Source organism: Nocardioides solisilvae (genome assembly GCF_003194625.1).
Classification (GTDB): Bacteria; Actinomycetota; Actinomycetes; order Propionibacteriales; family Nocardioidaceae; genus Nocardioides; species Nocardioides solisilvae.
The window spans coordinates 1051448-1069033 of record NZ_QHKX01000001.1 but is presented as its reverse complement, the minus strand read 5'-3'; the positions used below and the strand labels follow the sequence as shown (position 1 = coordinate 1069033).

Here is a 17586-nt window from a genome sequence, read left to right as displayed (position 1 = left end):
CATGAGCGACTCCACCCCGCAGTTCACCCCGCTCCGCTCGGTCCTCTACATGCCCAGCTCCAACGAGCGGGCCCTGGAGAAGGCCAAGTCGATCCCCTGCGACGGGCTGATCCTCGACCTCGAGGACGCCGTCGCGCCCGACGCCAAGCCGGCGGCCCGCGAGGCCGCCTGCGCCGCCGTCGCCTCCGGCGAGTACGGCCGCCGCACGGTGACGATCCGGGTCAACGGGATCGGCACCGAGTGGCACGACGCCGACCTGGCCGCCGCCAGCAAGGCGGGACCCGCGGCGATCGTGGTCCCCAAGGTCAACAGCGCCGCCGAGGTCGAGCAGCTCGTCGCCGCCATGGAGGCGGCGGGCGCCCCGGCCCACACCAAGCTCTGGGCGATGATCGAGACCCCGGTCGCGATCCTGGACTGCCTCGCGATCGCCCGCGCCTCCGACCGGCTGACCGCGTTCGTGCTGGGCACCAACGACCTCGTCAAGGAGCTGTACGCCGAGCACGTGCCGGGCCGCGCGCCGATCGTGCCGAGCCTGCACACGGCCCTCCTGGCCGGCCGCGCGGCCGGCATCGCGGTGATCGACGGCGTCTACAACAACGTCAAGGACGCCGACGGCTTCCTCGCCGAGTGCGAGCAGGGCCGCCAGATGGGCTTCGACGGCAAGACGCTGATCCACCCCGGCCAGGTCGAGGGCGCCAACGAGGCGTTCGCCCCCTCCGCCCAGGCGGTCGAGGACGCCAGCGGCCTGATCCAGGCCTGGGAGGACGGCCAGGGGTCCGGCGTGGTCACCTACAACGGCCGGATGGTGGAGAACCTCCACGTCGAGTCCGCCCGGCGCACGCTGAGCATCCACGAGGCGATCCAGGCCCTCCAGGGCTGACCGCCCCAGCGATCCCCCAGCGACCCCTCAGCCTCAGCGGCGGGTCAGCCAGGGCGTGCTCGCCTTGTGCGAGCGCGACGCCCGGCGCCCGCCGCTCGGGGCCCGCTGCTGCGGCACGCTCACTGCGGGGGCTTCGCCCCGCGCGGGCACGGCCTGCTGCTCGCGGGTGACGGCGAACCGCTCCATCGTCGCCAGGGCACGGGCCTCGACCTCGGCGGGCGGGAGCCCGGACGAGGCAAGCGGCGCTGGGCCCACCCGCACCGGCTCGTGACCGGGGGCGGCGACCGGCCCGGACTCGTCCTCGACGTCGAGGTCGTCCTCCCGGTCCATCTGGGTCATCGCCCAGCGCGTGCGCAGCGCCGAGCCGGCGAGCAGGGCCACGACGAGCAGGCCGTAGAGGCCCCAGGGGACGAGCGTGGTGGACGCCTCCAGGGTGTCCTCCCGGCCGCCGGCCCGGACGACGCCGTAGACCGTGTGCTGACCCTGGGCGAAGTTGTTGAACTGCACCGGCACCTCGACCGTGGCCCGCGTGCCCGGCGGAAGCTCCTCCAGCTCAGGCTCCTCGACGCCGTTCGGGAGACCGTTGCCGTCCTTCCACTCGATCTCGAGGACGGGCCGCAGGGCAGCCTGGCCGTTGTTGTAGAGCACCACCTGGAGCACCGGGCGGGCGGCGCCGCCGAACCACGTGCCGAGCGAGGTCGCCTCGACCAGGCGCGCCGACTCGACGACGACCCGCGGCTCCGCGCCCGGCGCGTCGGGCGCGGCGGGGGCCGGCTGGGTCGTACCGGTGGCCGACGGGGCGACCAGGAGCAGCCCGACCAGCCCGAGCAACCCGATCAGTGCGAGCACGAGCGTGCGCCGGGCGACGCCGGCAGTGCTGTTCACGATCATCTTGTTCCCTCCCGGCCGGAGGTTCCCAGCGTCGCTCGACGAGCGTCAACCTGGGTGACGCCCCTCACGCGGGGGCTCCGCTCGATATACCTGATTTCCGGTAGGCGTGGGGCAGAGCGAGGTTGTGGCGCGGGCCGTGCGGGGGACCCGGCCCGCGCCACGTCGAGACGACCTGAGTAGAACCCGAGACAGGTTCGCCCGGTAGGTGTCTCCCTCGCGACCCCCCTCCCAAAGGGTCGAGGAGCCTGACCGCGAGGTGGCAGCGGTGCCGACGACCCTCCAGACGTCTGCACCTGTCGGGCTCCTTGATTCGAAGGTGACACCCGACACAGCCCGAGTCAAAGGGTTGAGGCCCAACTTACCCAAAGGTAGGTAGCGATTTCCCAGGTTCCCGCGGCGGACGACCGGCGGACGATCGGCGGCGGCGCCACGGCGTCCCGGGAGGGATTCCTGAGAAATTCTTGAAAGTCCCACGTTTGCGTCCTCCGGGCCCGGGTACAGCGGATTCACCCTGCGGCCGTAACCCGGACGCACCTAACCAAGGAGGAACAGACATGGTCGTTCTCGGCCTGATTCTGCTCATCGTCGGACTGGTGGCCAACATCAGCATCCTGACCACGATCGGCGCCATCCTTCTGGTCGTCGGCCTGATCCTGAACTTCGTCCCGATCGGCGGCAACGCCCGACGGGTCTGGTAGCAGGACTCACCCTTGTCCGTGCCTCGCACGGAGTGATGGCCTCGGGGCCCCCGCGCACGCCGCGGGGGCCCCAGGTCGTCTCGGGCCGTCTCCCGGGCCCCCCGGCCCCCGGACCGGCTCAGGACTCCCGCATCGGGATCCGCACGCCGTCGCGTCGCGCCACCTCGACCGCCCGCTCGTAGCCGGCGTCGACGTGCCGGACGACGCCCATCGCCGGGTCGTTGGCGAGCACCCGGGCGAGCTTCTCGGCCGCCAGCGGCGTCCCGTCCGCGACGCAGACCTGGCCCGCGTGCAGCGAGCGGCCGATCCCGACCCCGCCGCCGTGGTGGAACGAGACCCACGAGGCCCCCGACGCGGTGGCCACCAACGCGTTGAGCACCGGCCAGTCGGCGATCGCGTCCGACCCGTCGAGCATCCCCTCGGTCTCCCGGTAGGGCGAGGCGACGCTGCCGCAGTCGAGGTGGTCCCGGCCGATCACCACCGGCGCGCTGAGCTCGCCGCTGGCGACCATCTCGTTGAACCGCAGGCCCGCCAGGTGCCGCTCCCCGTGGCCGAGCCAGCAGATCCGCGCCGGCAGCCCCTGGAACTCCACGCGCTCCTGGGCGAGCGTGATCCAGCGCCGCAGCTTCTCGTCACCGGGAAAGAGGTCGAGCACCGCCCGGTCGGTGGCGGCGATGTCGGCGGGGTCGCCGGAGAGGGCCGCCCACCGGAAGGGCCCCTTGCCCTCGCAGAAGAGCGGCCGGATGTAGGCCGGCACGAAGCCGGGGAAGTCGAAGGCCCGGTCGAAGCCGCCCTTGCGCGCCTCGTCTCGGATCGAGTTGCCGTAGTCGAAGACCTCCGCCCCCGCGTCGGCGAAGCCCACCATCGCGGCCACGTGGGCGGCCATCGAGGCGCGGGCCGCCTCCGTGAAGCCGGCCGGGTCGGCCTCCCGCCGCGCGTGCCACTCCTCGAACGGCACCCCGGCCGGCAGGTAGGCCAAGGGGGCGTGCGCAGACGTCTGGTCGGTGACGACGTCGATCGGGGCCCGGCGCCGGAGCAGCTCGGGCACCACCTCGGCGGCGTTGCCGAGCAGCCCGACCGAGAGCGCGCGCCCCGCGTCCCGGGCCTCGACGGCCAGCTCGAGGGCGTGGTCGAGGTCGCGGGCCCGGGTGTCGAGGTAGCGGGTCTCCAGACGCCGCTCGATCCGGGACGGGTCACACTCGACGCAGATCGCGACCCCGTCGTTCATCGTGACCGCCAGCGGCTGCGCCCCGCCCATCCCGCCCAGGCCGGCGGTCAGGGTGATGGTCCCGGAGAGGCTGGGGCGACCGAGCGCCGCGGCCACCGCGGCGAACGTCTCGTAGGTGCCCTGGAGGATCCCCTGGGTGCCGATGTAGATCCACGACCCCGCGGTCATCTGGCCGTACATCGTGAGGCCGAGCTCCTCGAGCCGGCGGAACTCCTCCCAGCTCGCCCAGTCGCCGACCAGGTTGGAGTTGGCGATCAGCACCCGCGGGGCCCACGGGTGGGTGCGCAGCACCGCGACCGGCTTGCCCGACTGCACGAGCATCGTCTCGTCGTCCTCCAGCGTGCGCAGGGTGCGCACGAGGGCGTCGTACGCCTCCCAGCTGCGCGCGGCCCGGCCGGTGCCGCCGTAGACGACGAGGTCCTCGGGCCGCTCGGCGTTGGCGGGGTCGAGGTTGTTCATCAGCATCCGCAGCGCCGCCTCGGTCTGCCAGGAGCGGCAGGTCAGCTCCGGGCCGGTCGGCGCGTGGATCGGCAGGCGCGGGTTGTCGGGGCGGGTGCTGCTGCTCATGCGAGCTCTCCGATCTGCTCCTCGGCGGCGGCGAGCACCGCGCCGGACTGGACGAGGTCGACGCAGGCCTCGATCTCGGGCGAGAGGTGGCGGTCGGGGCCGGGACCGCCGACGCCCGCCGCGCGGAGCCGCCGTACGACGGCTCCCGTCGCCGCGGCCGGCGCGACCCCGGCGGTCGAGCCGGTCGAGGCCCGCAGCTCCAGCGCCCGGGCGCCGGCCATCACCTCCACCGCCAGCACCCGGCCGAGCCCGTCGACCGCGCGGCGCAGCTTGCGGGCGGCCGACCAGCCCATCGAGACGTGGTCCTCCTGCATCGCGCTGGAGGGGATCGAGTCGACGCTCGCCGGCACCGCGAGCCGCTTGAGCTCCGAGACGATCCCGGCCTGGGTGTACTGCGCGATCATCAGCCCCGAGTCGACCCCCGGGTCGTCGGCGAGGAACGGCGGCAGGCCGTGGCTGCGGGCCCGGTCGAGGAAGCGGTCGGTGCGCCGCTCCGCGATCGAGGCGACGTCGGCCGCGGCGATCGCGAGGAAGTCGAGCACGTAGCCGACCGGGGCACCGTGGAAGTTGCCGTTGGACTCGACGCGACCCGGGCCGTCGCCGTCCGGCGGCAGCACCACCGGGTTGTCGATCGCGCTGGCGAGCTCGCGCGAGGCCACGGTCGCGGCGTGGTCGAGGGTGTCGCGGGCGGCGCCGTGGACCTGCGGGGAGCAGCGCAGCGAGTAGGCGTCCTGGACCCGGTCGCACTGGACCCCCTGGCCCGGGGTCCGGTGCGAGGCGACCACGCCGGAGTCGGCGAGCAGCGCGCGCAGGTTGGCGGCCGACGCGGCCTGCCCGGGGTGCGGCCGCAGCGCCTGCAGGTCCTCGGCGAAGACCCGGTCGGTGCCCAGCTGGGCCTCGACGCTCATCGCCGCGGCCACGTCGGCGGTGCGCAGCAGCACCCGCAGGTCGTGCAGCGACAGCAGCAGCATCCCGAGCATCCCGTCGGTGCCGTTGATCAGCGCGAGCCCCTCCTTCTCGGCGAGCTCGACGGGCGCCAGGCCCGCGGCGGCCAGCGCCTGCGCCGCGGGGAGCGACGCACCCGAGGCGTCGCGCACCTGCCCCTCCCCCATCAGTGCCAGCGCGCAGTGCGAGAGCGGCGCGAGGTCGCCGGAGCAGCCGAGCGAGCCGTGCTCGCGCACCACCGGGGTGATGCCGTGGGTGAGCAGGTCGGCGAGCAGCCGCGCGGTCTCCCGGCGCACGCCGGTGCGGCCGGTCGCCAGGGTGGACAGGCGCAGCAGCATCATCGCCCGGACCACCTCGCGCTCCACCTCGGGACCGGAGCCGGCGGCGTGCGAGCGGACCAGCGACCGCTGCAGGTCGCGGCGGCGCTCGGCCGGGATGTGCCGGGTGGCCAGCGCGCCGAAGCCCGTGGAGACGCCGTACGCCGGGGTGGGCGCGGCCGCCAGCCGCTCCACGACCGCACGGGCCCGGTCGATCGCGTCGAGCGCCTCCCCGGTCAGCTCGACGGGGGCGCCGCCGCGGGCCACCGCGACGACCTGGGCGGGGGTGACGGGGCCGACCCCGACGTGGACGGGCTGCATCGACCCATCCAAGCCCCGACACCCCGTCGGGCGCCACCCCGGACGCCTGCGCTCAGGCTTCCCGCGGCCGGGGCTCGTGGACCACGCCGTGGGTCTCCTCCAGCTCGTCCGCCGGCGCGGTCGCCTGGAAGAGCGTCGGCTCGAGGGCGGTCGCGCCGAGCCGGTTGACCGACTCGACGGTCGGGTCGAGCAGCACCACCAGCGCCTCCCCGCCGGCCTGCTGGAGCACCCGGACCGGCTCGTCGCGCCACCGGGCCGTCACGACGACCTCGAAGACCGACTCGCACTCCGCCACCGGCACCACCCGGGAGTGCACCCGCGGGCGCGACGGGGTGAACCCGTCGGGCACGTCGCGGTCGCCGACCCAGACCAGCTCCACGCCCTGCTGGTCCTCGGTGTACGACGCCGGGAGGTCGAGGCCGTGCCACGTCGCCCGGGGGCCGATCAGGTGCAGCGGCGGGAAGTAGCCCTTCGCGTTCTGCCACCCCCACGCCGCGCCGCCGTAGCGCGAGTACTCGCTCTCGGTCCCGTCCCGGTGCACCCGGACGAACCGCGCCCCCGTGGGGACGCGGGTCATCGTGAGCTCCCAGACGGCGACCGCGTTGCGCAGGAAGCCCTTGTCGTGGACCGGCCAGGGCCGCTCGCCCGGGGCGGTCGGCGGGCCGGGGATCCGCAGGTCCATCAACGGGTTCGTGCCGAACCTGACCACGTCCACGTGCTCGGGGTCCGGCCCGAAGGGGAAGAGCTCGCCCTCCAGCCCGTGGGCGGCCACCCGCTCGGCCGGGGTGGCCCGGAAGAGGTCGTCGGCCCGGTACACCGGACCGGACAGCGCGTCGTACCCCTGCTCCACGATCCGCTGCATCCCCGCCGGGACCAGCATCTTCTCCAGCACCGTCACGGCGCACCCGCCTCCCTCAGCACCTTCACGTCCTCCACGACCTCGCCGAGGTCGGCCACGTCGGCGACCCCGCTCCACCCCCGGTACCGGCTGCCGTCCAGGCCCTCGCGCTCGGCGAGGCCCGCGTCCCAGGTGTAGAACCCGATCCGGCCCGGTGCCACCTCGCCGCTCACGACCACCTCGCCGCCGCGCCACTGCGCGGTCACGTGGACCCGCTCGACCGTGCCGACCCGGCTCGCCGGCACGACCTCGACGACCGCCCCCACCTCGGCACCCGCGTCGGCACGCACCGGCTCGAGGTCGACCGTCTCCAGGTCGTACCGCCCCTTGACCCGGCGCGGCAGCCCGTCGAGGGTCGTCCAGATGCCCGACACGCGCATCAGTCCACCGCCCTCCAGCTCCCCTGACCGAAGACTGCCACGCGGCGTTCCTGGCCCGAGGCGTCGACCCTCCAGATCTCGGCACCGTCGGTCAGCTGGGTCGCCTGCGGGGTCCTGAACTCGGGGATCCCGCCCGACGTGTAACCGTTGCCGGTGAACGGGTTCTTCGGGTCGACGGCGATGTCGTCGAAGCCCGCGTCCTTGCCGTCGGACCCGAACGAGGAGTGCCTCGGCACGATGACGTCGTCGGGGCCGAGGGCCTCGTACCGCAGCACGTGGATCTGGTCGCGCGCCGTCCCGCCCTCGTTGGGCCCGCGGAGGTCGCCGGCGGCGCGGTGCTCGGTGCCCTCGTAGTCCAGCCCCAGCCCGTCGAAGAGGTCCTGCGGGGTGCGCAGGTGCTCGACGTCCTCGCGGCGAGCCGTGTAGCCGAAGGTCTGGTCGGGCTCGAAGAACTTGTCGTTGCTCTCGCCGCGCAGGTAGTCCTCGACCTGCTGGTGGGTGATCACCCGCTGCATCGGCGTCCCCGGGGCGACCGTCACCTCGTCACGGGCCCGCACGAGCTGCTCGATCTCGGCCCGGGTGAGGTCGGTGACCGGCTTGTCGACGAGGTCCCGGATGTCGTCGGGCAGCCGGTCGAGCCGCCGCACGCCCCCGGCGTCGGCCAGTCCGTCGAGCTTGCCCAGGTCGGACAGGTCGTCCATCTTCGCCATGTCAGAGAGGCCGTCGAGGAGGTCGAGCCCGCCCTTGGCGCCCCGCGTGGCCAGCGCGCCGGTGCCGAAGGTGAGCGCCGCCGCGACCGCGTCGGGCACCAGGTGGCCGATGGCGCGGGCGGGGTCGTCGGCCCACGTGTCCCAGTCGAGCAGGCTCTTGCCCATCTCCTTGCCGAAGCCGAGCGGGTCGGTCGTCACCCCGTGGTAGATCCCCTGGGCCATGTCGAAGGCGTTCTCGAGGCCGAGCTCGTACTTCTTGGCCAGCTCCTCCGGGGTGAGCTGGCCGGTGCCGACCTTGTAGGCGTCGACGACCAGGTCGATCGGGTTGAACGGGATCATCGTGAGGAGGTCCCAGAGCGCCTCCCCGGCGCCCTGCAGGACCCCGCCGATGAACTTGAGGCCCGACTCCCACCAGGCCGGCTCCTGCGGCGCGTCGGCGCAGCCGGCCCGCACCTGGCCCGCGCAGGTGTGCGCGGCGTCCTCGAGGTCCCGCCGGGCCCGGGACAGCTCGCTCAGGGCGTTGTCCCGGATCGCCTTCCCCGGGTCCTGGAAGGGGTGGATCGTCAGCGACGAGTACTCCCCGGAGGCCACCTTGGCGCGGCCCTCGGCGACGTCGGCGTCGTACGCCGCCCGCGCGTCGTCGGTGACCCGCTCGCCCCGGTCGTGCTCGCGACGGGCCCACTCCGCGACGGACTGCGCGTGCTCGACGGCGTCGGCGTACACCTGCAGCGCGGCCCCGGCCTTCCGGAAGCCGTTGCCCGCCCTCGTCCAGCGCTCGGGCTCGAGGTCGTGGGCGTCGCGGAAGGCGTCGGCCGCCCGGCCGACCCACCCCGACGTGTCGATCCGGGCGAGGGCGTCGCCGGTGTCGTAGAAGACCTGCCCCTTCTCGGCGGTCAGCAGGGCGCGCGAGCGGATCGCGCCCGGGTTGCCCCGGATGGTGAAGTCCGGCACGTCAGCCCCCCATGACCTTCACCTCGGCGACCTGGCCGGCCACCTTGCGCATCGCGTCGGCGCCCGCCGTGTCGGCCTCGTGGTAGTTCATCGCGATCTTCCCGAGCCGCCCGGACATCTCCTCGACGTCCTGGCAGAGGTTGTTGACGCCCTCCTCCCAGCGGTTCTTGAACTCCTCGACCGCGCTCCACACCACCGCGCTGCCCAGGTCGGACTCGGTGGGGACCAGGTCCTCCACGTCCTTCTTCCGGAACAGCTCCACCGTGTCCGCCAGGCCCTGGGCCGCCTGGCCCAGGCTCTGCAGGTCCACCTCGAAGTCGTACGACGCCATGGCCACCACCCTCCCCCGGCCCGGGGGCGGCAAACCGGGGGTTCACATGCCGGAGGGCCCGCGGGGGTACGCGCCTGTCATGGAGACTCAGGAGATCGTCTGGCTCGTCGTCGCCGTCGTGGTCGTGCTGGCGCTCATCGCCCTCGTCGCGTGGCTGATGAAGAAGAAGAAGCACGAGCGCGAGGAGGCCGAGCGCGCCGAGCGGGCCCGCAAGGCCGCCGAGCTGCGCCAGGAGGCCGACCAGCACGCGCAGGCCCTGCCCGACGCCGAGCTGCGCGCCAAGGAGGAGGAGGTCCGCGCCGAGAAGCTGCGTCGCGAGGCCGCCCAGGCCGAGGAGCGGGCCAAGGAGGCCCAGGTCGGCTACCAGCAGCAGGCCGCGCTGCACGAGGACCGGGTCCGCGAGGCCGACCGCCTCGACCCCGACCGCACCACCGCCGCCACCACCGGCTCGCACCACGCCGCCGACGAGCACGACACCATCCTCGACGACACCGGCCGCGAGCGCGCCGAGACCGGCACCGGCACCGACGGCTCCCACCGCGCGGACGGTGCCGCCGACCAGCGCGCCGCCGAGCAGGGCGGGGACGCCTACGAGCAGGGCTACGAGGACGGCCGCCGCGACGACGCCCCCGGCGGCAGCCACCGCGCCTGACCCGCACCGACCCCCGAGCGAGGGGCTCCTCGTCAGGCGCGCAGCCCGGCGAGGAGCTCCTCGCTCTCGTCGTCCCCGCTCGTCCGCGCCTCGACGCCCTCGGCCGTGACCACCAGCTCGGCCTCGACCAGCCCGAGCGACGGCACCCGGTCCAGCTCGACCGAGCCGCTCACCGCGCTCCCGGGCAGCAGCTCGGGCAGGGCGAGCCGCTCCCGGTGGACGACGACGCCGAAGGGGGCCACCAGCCGGACCTCCGCCTCCGGGGTCAGGCGTCGACCCCGGGGGACGGGTGGGGCGACCGCGCGCGTCGGGGACCGAAATTACCTACTAGTGGGTAGGCACAGGCCGGGGCCGATCACCCTGACACGGGCCCGCTGTTTCGGATCCGGACGAACGGGCAGACTGCTCCCCGGCAGGTTGCGCCGAGGGAGCGGAGGACCCATGAGCATCGGGCTGGAGTACGCCGAGCTGCAGTCGGCCGCCACGACGGTCGTGGAGGGCATCGCGCCGCTCCAGGACCTCCTGACCGGCTTGGGCGGTTCGCTCGAGGCGTCGTCCGCCGGGTTCCGCGGCCAGGCCGCGGGCGCCTTCGCGGAGGCGGTCGGCGCCTGGTTCGAGGTGGCCACGACGCTCGGGCCGATCCTCGAGGGCTACGCGTCCGCGATCATGGCGGTCGCCCAGGAGCACGCGGCCAACGACCGCGTCCAGACCCAGGCCTACCAGCAGCTCGCCGGGCGGCTCGGGGGCGCGCAGTGAGCGAGCGGGGCCTGGTGGTGCACCAGGGCTCCCTCACCGACATGGAGACGGCGCTGGCCGAGGCCACGACCGCCATCCGCGACCACCTGACCGGGATCCTCGACCAGGTGAACGCGCAGACGACAGCGTGGACCGAGGAGACGCCGTCCCGCGTGGCGCAGCAGGCCCACGAGCAGCGCCTCCGCGACGGGATCGAGGCGCTCACCCAGGCGCTGGACAGCGTCCGGGGCGCCGTGGCCACCCACCGCGAGACCGCCCGCGAGGCCGAGCTGGAGAACGTCGCCCTGATCGGTTGAGGCCGCACCCGTAACCCTTGGCCGCGCGGCTCGTTGAGCGGGCAAGGAGGAACACATGCTGCCTGCCGTCCGCCACCTGCTCGTGGCGACCACCACCGCCGTCACCCTGGTCGCCGCCGGGGCCGTGCTCCCGTCGGAGCGCTCCCCCCTGGCGCCGCTCTTCAGCGACGGGTCCCGACCCGGCGCGCTGCTCACCCTGCACGACGAGCAGCAGGAGGCGGTCGAGGTCGAGCTGGCCGCGACCGACCCGCACGCCGAGGCCGACCCCGCGCTGAAGAACGCGATCAGCCGCGGCGGCGACGCGGGCTCGAGGGGTACGGCGGACCCGACGACCGCCGCCCAGCGCGACGCGGCGCGGGAGCACGTCGCCCGGGAGCGGACCCTCCCCGACCCGCCGCTGCGCACCGTGCCGGCCGGCTTCACCAACCCCGACCGCCCGGGCGGCGTGCACGACCTCGCGGGCGGCTGCTACGCGCTGGCCGGTCAGCCGGTGCGGTTCCGCGCGGCCAGGCTGGGCGCCTTCCTGCTCCTCGACGCGGACGGCCGGTACCTGACCCGCAACCCGCTGCTGAGCACCCCGCTGCGGCTGCGGAGCGCGACCCGGGCCGGGATCTGGGTGGCGCGCGCCGCGAGCGGCTCGTTCACGTTCGAGTCGGGCGACCGCCGGCTCCGGCTCGGCGGCACCACCTCGTTCCAGCCGCGGCTGACCACCGGCTGCTCCGACTTCCCCGAGGCCGAGGTCAACGTCACCGGCGACCCGCACGCGGGCGTGACGCCGTACCAGGAGGTCCGCGGCTACGTGGACGCCCACACCCACGGGATGGCGTTCGAGTTCCTCGGCGGGATGGTCCACTGCGGCCGCCCGTGGCACGAGCTGGGGCCCGAGCACGCCCTCAAGGACTGCGTCGACCACACCCTCACCGGCGGCAAGGGGGCACTGCTGGAGTCGGTGCTCTCCGGCGGGGCGGGGCACGACCCCGTCGGCTGGCCGACCTTCAAGGACTGGCCGGCGCCCGACTCCCTCACCCACGAGGGCACCTACTACAAGTGGCTCGAGCGCGCGTGGCGCGGCGGCCAGCGGCTCTTCGTCAACCTGCTCACCGAGAACAACAAGCTCTGCGAGCTCTACCCGCTCAAGCGCAACTCGTGCGACGACATGGACTCCGTGCGGCTGCAGGCGCAGGGGATGTTCGCGCTGCAGGACTACGTCGACGCCCAGCACGGCGGTCCCGGGAAGGGCTGGTACCGGATCGTCACCTCCCCGTGGCAGGCCCGCGAGGTGATCAACGCGGGCAAGCTCGCCGTGGTGATGGGGATCGAGACGTCGGTGCCGTTCGGCTGCACCTTCAAGCGGATTTCCGTGGCCGGTGACCAGCCCGCCTGCGACCCCGCCTCGATCGACCGCCAGCTCGACGAGATGCACCGGCTCGGGGTGCGCCAGATGGAGCTGGTCAACAAGTTCGACAACGCCCTGTCGGGGGTGGCCGGCGACGCCGGCGCCACCGGGGTCGTGGTGAACGCCGCCAACTTCCTCGAGACCGGCTCCTTCTGGGACATGCGGCACTGCGAGCCCGCCGACGGGGAGAGCGCCGACAAGACCCAGCTGGCGCTCGGCCAGCTGCCGGGCAACGAGGTCACCAACCAGCAGCAGGACGCGCTCTTCGGGGCGATCGGCCAGCTGGTCGACGGCCTGAAGCTGCCCGCGCTGCCGCTCTACGGCCGCCCGTTGCACTGCAACAACCGCGGCCTGACCAACCTCGGCGCCCACCTCGTCGACTCGATGATGGACCGCGGGATGCTCATCGATCCCGACCACATGAGCGTCAAGGCGCGGCGCTCGCTGATCGACCAGGTGGAGTCCCGCGGCTACTCCGGGATCATGTCGAGCCACTCCTGGTCGACCCCCGACTCCTACCCGCGGATCTACGCCCTCGGCGGCTACGTCGCGCCGTACGCCGGCGACTCGACCGGCTTCGTCGACAAGTGGCGGCGGCACCTCGGCTGGGCGGACCCGCGCTACTACTTCGGCTTCGGCTTCGGCGCCGACATCAACGGCCTCGGGGCGCAGGGGAACCCGAGGGGGGCGGACGCCGTGGCCCCGGTGAGCTACCCGTTCACCGGGTTCCACGGCGTCCGGGTCGACCGCCAGCGCGCCGGGCAGCGGACCTGGGACATCAACCTCGACGGCGTCGCGCAGTACGGCCTCTACCCCGACTGGATCGAGGACGCCGCCCACGTCGCCGAGACCGGGGCGGCGGGCGGCCCCGAGGGCGCGGCCGCGTTCAAGGACGACATGGCGCGGGGCGCGGAGGCCTACCTGCAGACCTGGGAGCGGGCGGTCGGCGTGCGGCCTGACTCGTGCCGCAACCCGGGGCTGGCGCTCACCCCCGCGGCGTTCCGGCAGCAGGTGCGCCCGGGGATGGGCGTCGAGCAGGTGCTGCGGGCGGTGGGCCAGCCCTACCAGCGGCTCGGCAGCACCTTCACCCACTGCACCACGACCGGCCGCGTCGAGGTCGAGCTCGACGCGGCCGGCCGGGTGGTGCGGGTGCGCTGAGGGGTCACAGCGGCGGGGTCGCTCAGCAGCGGCCCCAGGTGCCGCGGCCCTGGGCGCGGGCGGCGCGCTGGGCCTTCACGTAGGCCCCTCGCCGCTCGAAGTCGCCGCGACCGGCCTTGCCGGCGACCCGCAGGAGGCCGGCCCGCACGAGGCGCTTGCCGACGTCCTTGCCGCGCAGCTGCACGTAGTGGCGGTCGCCGCCCGCCGAGCGGACGAGGACCACCCGCGTGCCGCGGGAGAGCTGCTTCCGGGCGACCTTGCGGGCGACCGGGAGGCAGGAGGGCCTGGGCGCCCGTACGCCGGCCAGCCGGACCGTCGTCGCCGACCCGTCGGCCAGGCGCACCCGCAGGCGGTCGGGGCGCGGGCTGGCCAGGACCGTGGCGCGCACCCGGCCGGCCGCGGTGGCCGTCGCGGGGGCGGGCTGGGTCTGCGCCGGCTGGGTCTGCACCGGCTGGGTCTGCGCCGGCTGCTCGCCCGCGTCGTCCACCGGCTGCTCGACCGCGTCTGCTGCCGGCTGCTCGTTCCCGTCCTCTGCAGGCTGCTCGCCGGTGCCGTCGTCGACCGGCCCGTCGTCGATTGGGCCGCCGTCGACCGGGCTGCCGGCCGGGCCGTAGACCTCGAGGTCCCAGAGGGAGACGCCGTACCGGGTGGCGCGACGCTCCGCCGTCACCCGGACGAATCGGACCGAGGTGGCGGTGAAGCCGGCGGTGTCGCGGCCGCCGTCGCCGTTGATGGTGCGCCAGACGGTGCGCCAGTCGCGACCGTCGTCGGAGACGTCGATCCGGTAGCCCTGCGCGTAGGCAGCCTCCCAGCCGAGCACGACCCGGTCGACGGGCGTCGCCTCGCCGAGGTCGACCTGGAGCCAGGCCCCGTCGGCCCACTCACCGCTGGCCCAGCGGGTCGAGGTGTCGTGGTCGACGGCGGCCGAGGGGGCGTGGCCGTGCTCGGTGCCCGAAGCCTGGACGGGGCGGTGGCGGGCCAGGTCGACGCCGAAGAGGGTCTCGTAGACCATCTTCGCGCTGGCCTCCATGCCGGAGGCGAAGGGGTGGTACTCCATCGCCTTGAGCGGGTCGATCCACTTGCCCTGGACCCAGGCGTCCTCTCCCGCGCAGGCGTCGTGGCCGCGCGAGGGGCCGTAGGTGTCGACGTACCTCGCCCCCTTCTCGGCCGCAGCCTCGGCGAGGGCGGTGTTGAGGGTGCGCTGGATCTCGTCGGCCCAGAGCATGTCCAGGCTGGTCATCGGCACGGCCCCGTTGGTGCAGGAGCCGGTCTCGGGCATGAGGCGCAGGTAGCCGACGACCGCGATCTCGGCCTCCGGGGAGCGCTCGCGGATGCCGTCGAGGACGTCGAGCACGTCGGCCTTGGTCTTCGTGATCTTGGCGGCCATCAGGTCGACCCCGCCCTGGGTGAACTCGTCGCGGCACGGCGACCCCTGCGGGTCGGTCTCGGCGAGCTCGGGGCAGCGGTCGATCAGGGTGCCGAAGAGCCCGCCGTCGTTGCCGCCGATGCCCAGGGTCACCAGGTCGGTGTCGGGGCGCAGGGCGTCGAACTGCGGCGGCGCGGTGCCGCCGATGCCCGCCTGCGGGTTGGCCATGTGCTCGGTGCGGGCCGAGGAGCACGAGACGTCGGTCAGCGCGACGCCGAGCCGGGCGGCGAGGATCCGCGGGTAGTTGCGCGTGGTCCGCGCGCAGGGGATCAGGGCGGTCGGCGGGATCAGTGGCCCGGCCGTGAAGGAGTCGCCGAGGGCGACGTAGTGGTCGTAGTTGCGCTCGGGCACGGCCGCCGAGGCCGGGGCGGCACCCGACAGGACGGCGGCGATGGAGCCGAGAAGGGTGAGCGCCAGGGCGGCCGCCGTGCGTCGCGCAGGACGCCGTGAGGGGCGTCGTGAGGGGCCCCGTGAGAGGCGTCGTGAGGGGCGTGGCAAGGGAAGGCCTTCCGAGAGGTCCGAGGAGTCCGAGACGAGGTGTGACACCTCGACGCCGATTGTCACGTCGGCGGGCGTACCGTAGGCATGGTGCGACGTGGACCACAAGGAAGTGGTCCAGACCGGTGGGGGCGGGGGTCGGGTCCCCGCGCGGTCCGCAGGGGTACTCGCGACGGTCAGGTTGACGGGTCGGTCGACAGCGTCTGACCCCGAAGACGCTGTCGTTCGACCGCACTGCCCTACCGGTGGGACGGTGGCTCCTGGGACGCAGTCCCCCGGCTCGGCCGACGACACGAGGAGGACCTCGATGAGCCGCACGGTCTACTACACGGCCAGCACCCTCGACGGCTTCCTGGCCGACGAGCACGACTCGCTGGACTGGCTGCTCAGCCAGGACATCGACGAGCAGGGCCCGATGAACTACACGGACTTCGAGGCCAGGATCGGCGCGCTCGCCATGGGCGCGACCACCTACGAGTGGATCCGCGACCACCTCGCGGAGAGCGGTGAGGGGTGGTCCTACGCGATGCCCTCGTGGGTCTTCACCCACCGCGACCTGCCGGCGGTCGGGGAGCGGATCACCTTCACCTCGGCCCCCGTCGCGGAGGTGCACGCCGAGATGCTCGCGGCCGCCGAGGGGCGGGACCTCTGGGTGGTGGGCGGCGGCGACCTGGCCGGCCAGTTCGCCGACGCCGGGCTGCTCGACGAGGTCGTGGTCTCCTACGCCCCCGTCACGCTCGGGGCCGGGCGACCGCTGCTCCCCCGACGGCTCGACCTGCGGCTCGTCGAGCACGCGCGCAACCGGGCCTTCCTCTGCGGACGCTACGAGGTGGTCGGGCCCCGCGACGGCATGATGGGTCCATGACCTCGCGTGCGCCGGCCCTGCTGCGCCACCACTCGGGCTCCCTGCTCGCCGCCGGGCTGGCTGCCGCGACCCTCGTCGCCCTGCCCGCTACGTCCGTCGCCGCGTCCACCGCCGGGGCCAGCACCGGTGCCGCCCCGTCCCCCGACGGCACCCGGCTCTCCTTCGCCTTCGACACGGGGCCCGCCCTCTCCGACGGCGACCGGGTCGAGGGCCGGCCGCGGCGCAGCTCCGGGACGGTCCGCAGCGACGGGGCCCGGCTCAAGCGCGGCAAGGGCGTCAGCGGTCGGGCCGTGCGCTTCCCCTGCGTCACCTGCGGCCGCGCGATCATCGAGGTGCCCGACCGCAGCACGCTCGACCCGCGGACCGACACCTTCTCCTTCGGCGCCTCCGTCCGCGTCACGCCGCGCCAGGCGGCCGGCTCGATGAACGTCGTCCAGAAGGGCTGGTACGACGAGGTCGGGGGCCAGTACAAGCTGCAGGTCGACGACGGCGTGCCCAGCTGCGTGGTCAGCGGGTCGGCGGGTCGCGCGACGGTCCTCTCGACGGCGTACGTCGCCGACGGCGCGTGGCACGCCATGGCCTGCGAGCGGAGCGGCGGGACCGTGGCGCTCTCCGTCGACGGGAGCGTGGTCGCCTCGGCCGCCGTCGAGACCGGCCACGTCGACAACGCGGCCCCGGTCTGGGTCGGCGGCAAGGAGATCGGCACGGGAGACCCCGACCAGTTCCGCGGCCGGATGGACGACGTCTTCGTCCGCATCCTGCGCTGACGCCGGCCCCCGAGGGGCCGGCGCCGACGGCTCAGTCCGGCCGGATCAGTACAGCTGGCGGCTGCGGGTGACGCCCTCGTAGAAGGCGGTGGACTCCTTCTTCCACAGCAGCACGAGGATCACGACGGCGAGCACGACGCTGAGCAGGTTGACCACGACGGCCAGCCCGCTGAGCCCCGGCTGGCCCAGGCTCAGCAGCGTGAAGACCACGTTGAGGCCGCCCAGCACGGTGGCGACGACGCGGGCCCACGAGCGGCCCTGGCCGTTCTTCCACGCCATCCAGAGCCAGAGCGCGACGCCGAGCGCACCCATGACGAAGACCAGCGCGAGCGAGAAGGTGAAGGCCGCGTCGATCACGTCCTGGGAGGCGTTGGGGTCCTCCGCCCGGACGGACTCCTCGATGTCGTCCTTCAACCCGCCCACCGTGAGCAGGCCGACCAGCACCCCGAGGGCGCTGAGGGCGGCGCCGGCGTACATGAGCTTGACCGCGTTGGCGATGCTGCTCGGCCGCGGCGGGGCCGGCGGCGCGCCCGCACCGGGCTGACCCTGGTACTGCGGGTAGGGCTGGCCCTGCGGGGCGTACGGCTGGCCCTGCGGGGGGTAGGGCTGGCCCTGCTGCGGGTCCTGGCTGGGCGGGTACTGGTCGGACATCTGC

The 17586-nt window shown here is 74.2% G+C and carries 18 protein-coding genes; 8 read left to right on the top strand and 10 right to left on the bottom strand.

The window, feature by feature from the left end:
* Nucleotide 1: 1 nt before the first annotated feature.
* Complete coding sequence (locus DNK53_RS05095) at nt 2–880, top strand: HpcH/HpaI aldolase/citrate lyase family protein (protein ID WP_110181144.1); 879 nt, start codon at nt 2–4, stop codon at nt 878–880.
* 33 nt (nt 881–913) lie between these two features.
* Here DNK53_RS05095 and DNK53_RS05090 read toward each other — a convergent pair whose 3' ends face one another.
* Complete coding sequence (locus DNK53_RS05090; protein WP_162599790.1) at nt 914–1765, bottom strand: hypothetical protein; 852 nt, start codon at nt 1763–1765, stop codon at nt 914–916.
* Between the two features lie 560 nt (nt 1766–2325).
* On the opposite strand from DNK53_RS05090, the gene DNK53_RS17715 reads away from it, so the two are divergent.
* Nucleotides 2326–2469: a hypothetical protein gene (locus tag DNK53_RS17715; protein ID WP_181309788.1), complete on the top strand. Its 144-nt coding sequence runs from the start codon at nt 2326–2328 to the stop codon at nt 2467–2469.
* A gap of 118 nt (nt 2470–2587) precedes the next feature.
* Here the strand turns inward: DNK53_RS17715 and hutU are convergent, their stop codons facing one another.
* From hutU to DNK53_RS05060, 6 genes are read right to left on the bottom strand one after another with little or no spacing between them, the layout of a single operon-like run.
* On the bottom strand, nt 2588–4264 hold the full coding sequence (gene hutU, locus DNK53_RS05085; RefSeq protein WP_110181142.1) for a urocanate hydratase: 1677 nt from the start codon (nt 4262–4264) through the stop codon (nt 2588–2590).
* Nucleotides 4261–5847: a histidine ammonia-lyase gene (gene hutH, locus DNK53_RS05080; protein WP_110181141.1), complete on the bottom strand. Its 1587-nt coding sequence runs from the start codon at nt 5845–5847 to the stop codon at nt 4261–4263. Before hutH ends, hutU begins: the two co-directional genes overlap by 4 nt.
* A gap of 52 nt (nt 5848–5899) precedes the next feature.
* Nucleotides 5900–6745: a hypothetical protein gene (locus DNK53_RS05075; protein WP_110181140.1), complete on the bottom strand. Its 846-nt coding sequence runs from the start codon at nt 6743–6745 to the stop codon at nt 5900–5902.
* Nucleotides 6742–7119, bottom strand: a complete 378-nt coding sequence (locus DNK53_RS05070) for a hypothetical protein (protein ID WP_162599789.1) — start codon at nt 7117–7119, stop codon at nt 6742–6744. The genes DNK53_RS05075 and DNK53_RS05070 overlap by 4 nt, the downstream gene beginning before the upstream one ends.
* 5 nt (nt 7120–7124) lie before the next feature.
* The gene (locus tag DNK53_RS05065) at nt 7125–8786 is read right to left on the bottom strand and encodes a putative T7SS-secreted protein (protein ID WP_110181138.1); all 1662 of its coding nucleotides are present in this window, start codon (nt 8784–8786) and stop codon (nt 7125–7127) included.
* A gap of 1 nt (nt 8787) precedes the next feature.
* Nucleotides 8788–9117: a hypothetical protein gene (locus DNK53_RS05060; protein ID WP_204163739.1), complete on the bottom strand. Its 330-nt coding sequence runs from the start codon at nt 9115–9117 to the stop codon at nt 8788–8790.
* Nucleotides 9118–9196: 79 nt separating this feature from the next.
* On the opposite strand from DNK53_RS05060, the gene DNK53_RS17390 reads away from it, so the two are divergent.
* Nucleotides 9197–9769, top strand: a complete 573-nt coding sequence (locus DNK53_RS17390; RefSeq protein ID WP_162599788.1) for a DUF6479 family protein — start codon at nt 9197–9199, stop codon at nt 9767–9769.
* 32 nt (nt 9770–9801) lie between these two features.
* Here DNK53_RS17390 and DNK53_RS05050 read toward each other — a convergent pair whose 3' ends face one another.
* Nucleotides 9802–10011, bottom strand: coding sequence for a hypothetical protein (locus DNK53_RS05050; RefSeq protein WP_110181137.1), 210 nt, complete (start codon nt 10009–10011; stop codon nt 9802–9804).
* A gap of 199 nt (nt 10012–10210) precedes the next feature.
* On the opposite strand from DNK53_RS05050, the gene DNK53_RS05045 reads away from it, so the two are divergent.
* The 3 genes from DNK53_RS05045 to DNK53_RS05035 are packed head-to-tail and all read left to right on the top strand — an operon-like array spanning nt 10211 to nt 13375.
* Nucleotides 10211–10525 carry a WXG100 family type VII secretion target gene (locus DNK53_RS05045; RefSeq protein WP_110181136.1) on the top strand — a complete coding sequence of 105 codons (315 nt, stop codon included), beginning with the start codon at nt 10211–10213 and terminating at the stop codon, nt 10523–10525.
* Nucleotides 10522–10821, top strand: coding sequence for a hypothetical protein (locus DNK53_RS05040; protein WP_162599787.1), 300 nt, complete (start codon nt 10522–10524; stop codon nt 10819–10821). Before DNK53_RS05045 ends, DNK53_RS05040 begins: the two co-directional genes overlap by 4 nt.
* Before the next feature lie 55 nt (nt 10822–10876).
* Nucleotides 10877–13375, top strand: a complete 2499-nt coding sequence (locus DNK53_RS05035; protein WP_110181134.1) for an amidohydrolase family protein — start codon at nt 10877–10879, stop codon at nt 13373–13375.
* Nucleotides 13376–13397: 22 nt separating this feature from the next.
* On the opposite strand, the gene DNK53_RS17385 is transcribed toward DNK53_RS05035, so the two are convergent.
* Nucleotides 13398–15152, bottom strand: a complete 1755-nt coding sequence (locus tag DNK53_RS17385) for a GDSL-type esterase/lipase family protein (protein ID WP_239456355.1) — start codon at nt 15150–15152, stop codon at nt 13398–13400.
* 454 nt (nt 15153–15606) lie between these two features.
* On the opposite strand from DNK53_RS17385, the gene DNK53_RS05025 reads away from it, so the two are divergent.
* Together DNK53_RS05025 and DNK53_RS05020 are read left to right on the top strand one after the other, a co-directional pair.
* Nucleotides 15607–16164, top strand: coding sequence for a dihydrofolate reductase family protein (locus DNK53_RS05025; RefSeq protein WP_110181133.1), 558 nt, complete (start codon nt 15607–15609; stop codon nt 16162–16164).
* The gene (locus tag DNK53_RS05020; protein WP_110181132.1) at nt 16161–16931 is read left to right on the top strand and encodes a laminin G domain-containing protein; all 771 of its coding nucleotides are present in this window, start codon (nt 16161–16163) and stop codon (nt 16929–16931) included. Before DNK53_RS05025 ends, DNK53_RS05020 begins: the two co-directional genes overlap by 4 nt.
* Nucleotides 16932–16976: 45 nt before the next feature.
* On the opposite strand, the gene DNK53_RS05015 is transcribed toward DNK53_RS05020, so the two are convergent.
* On the bottom strand, nt 16977–17582 hold the full coding sequence (locus DNK53_RS05015) for a hypothetical protein (RefSeq protein ID WP_162599785.1): 606 nt from the start codon (nt 17580–17582) through the stop codon (nt 16977–16979).
* Nucleotides 17583–17586: the final 4 nt, after the last annotated feature.